Raw genomic sequence first — 2,371 nt, 5'->3', positions numbered from 1 at the left:
TGGATCTTGTGCTTGCTTTCACTCTCAAAGTTTTTAATTAAAACTTTGGCGGTGGAGATAAAGTTAGAGGCAACCGCGATATTGGCGCTTTCGCTCCACACCTTTGTAGAGCAGGAGAAAATAACCAGGCTTGCCAGAAAAGCTTTGAGCCAGATTATTGGGTAATTGAATATAGGTGTGCGCATCTAAGGTCTGAAACAGCTGCTATTTGTAAGTGTTGGCTTTGGTTAAAAGCGCATATTGAACGATTGCACTGATTTCAGCAAGTTTATGATGGGGGTTAAAAAAGAAGCCCCTTTCGGGGCTAAACCTTGCGACATACAAGGGAAAGAATGTATGGGGTGGGAAGACTGTTTTACGACCTCGTGAGTCCAGCCAACACACCCCGCTTGATAGAACTTTTTTGCTTGCTGCCTAGGCTAGCAAGACCGAATCGCCTTCGAGTTTAACTGGGTAAACAGTTACAGATTTGTCTTCTTCCTCAAGGCATTCGCCTGTCTTAAGGTCAAAGTGCTGTTTGTATAGGGGAGAAGCAACCACGTACTTGCCGGTTAAATCTCCAACAATCCCGCGAGAAAGAACATTTGCCTTACCGCATGGGTCCCAGTTAGATATTGCGAAAATCTTTTCTTCGCTGCTCGGTATGTAGAAGATCGCAACTTGCTCATCGTTTACTAGCGCGCATACGCCTGAATTTTCTACAAGATCGTACTTCGTACAGATAACTTCATTAAGTGCCATTTTGATTTTCTCCTATCTGTGAGTACTGGATTAAGCTGACTTAGCGATTAATTTTGATTTTTCGTCTTCGCTAGCAGGTCTTACTTGACCACGCTCTTCAACGAAAACAACGTTACTATCTTCTTTATCAGAGTTAACAAATTGACGGAAGCGACGTAGTTTTGTTTCGTCTTCGACCGTAGTTTTCCATTCACACTGATAAGTATCGACAACGCTTTGCATCTGAGCTTCAAGTTCAGCTGCAATACCAAGGCTGTCTTCAATAATAACCTCACGAAGGTATTCGATACCGCCTTCAAGGTTGTCCATCCATACAGATGTTCTTTGTAAGCGGTCTGCTGTTTTGATGTAGAACATCAAGAAGCGATCAATATATTTAACTAGCGTTTCGGTACTGATATCGGTCGCAAACAGATCAGCATGTCGTGGCTTCATGCCGCCGTTTCCACAAAGGTAGAGGTTCCAGCCGTTTTCAGTTGCAATGATGCCAACATCTTTACTTTGCGCTTCTGCACACTCACGAGTACAGCCGGATACTGCCATTTTTAGCTTGTGCGGAGTACGCAAACCTTTGTATCGGTTTTCGATATCGATTGCTTGACCCACGCTATCCTGAACTCCGTAACGACACCAAGTTGATCCGACGCACGACTTAACGGTACGTAAGGACTTACCGTAGGCGTGACCCGTTTCAAGGCCTGCTGCAATTAGTTCACCCCAAATAGTGGGTAGGTCATTAAGTTTAGCGCCAAATAAGTCTATACGCTGCCCGCCCGTAATCTTTGTATAAAGTTTGTACTTTTGGCCTACTTGACCGATAGCGATCAGTTGCTCAGGCGTAATCTCACCACCTGGTACACGTGGGACAACTGAATAGGTGCCATCTTTTTGCATGTTTGCAAGAAAGGTATCGTTGGTATCCTGCAGGCCTGTATGTTGCTCTTCTAGAATGTAATCATTCCAGCTAGCTGCAAGCATATTTGCTACCGCAGGCTTACAAATATCACAACCAAGGCCGGTACCGTGTTTTTCTACCAGTTCGCCAAATGACATGATACTACCGACACGAATTAAGTGATATAGCTCTTCACGCGTATGAGGGAAGTGTTCACAAATGCTTTTATCAACCGTAACGCCGCGCGCTTCAAGCTCAGTATCAACAACATCCTTAAGAAGTGCTGCGCAACCGCCACAACCGCTAGCTGCTTTGGTTTCACCTTTTACATCACCTACGCTGCAACAACCGGAATCAAGAGCGTTAATAATGTCGCCTTTACTAACGTTTAGGCATGAACAGATTGTTGCTTCCATTGGTAGTGCTGAAGCACCTAGCGCAGGACCACCCCCTTCAACTTACGGGAGAATCATTCCTTCAGGGTTTTCGGGAAGCTCGATACCGTTCAGGTAGTATTGAAGAAGTGTGTCGTAATCTGAACAGTCGCCGACTAGTACTGCACCTAACAGTGTATTGCGGTGTTCAGATACGATGATTCGCTTATAGAGCTCTGAGTTTTCGTTACTGTAGACGTAAGCGATTGAGCCGGGCGTGTTACCATGGGCATCGCCAATTGAGCCGACGTCAACACCCAGAAGCTTCAGCTTCGTGCTCATGTCTGAGCCAGTAAACGAA

Annotated in this window: 1 protein-coding gene and 1 pseudogene; both read right to left on the bottom strand. The window is 45.3% G+C overall.

The features are described from left to right. Positions 1-414 precede the first annotated feature (414 nt). The gene (gene nirD, locus A3729_RS15115; RefSeq protein WP_068510303.1) at positions 415-741 is read right to left on the bottom strand and encodes a nitrite reductase small subunit NirD; all 327 of its coding nucleotides are present in this window, start codon (positions 739-741) and stop codon (positions 415-417) included. Between the two features lie 30 nt (positions 742-771). Beyond that, a pseudogene (gene nirB / locus A3729_RS15110) lies at positions 772-2,371 on the bottom strand (nitrite reductase large subunit NirB); the annotation flags it as partial.

It is taken from the genome of Oleiphilus sp. HI0043 (assembly GCF_001634935.1).
Note: the sequence above shows the minus strand (reverse complement) of the source record. Positions and strands in the feature narration are given on the sequence as shown.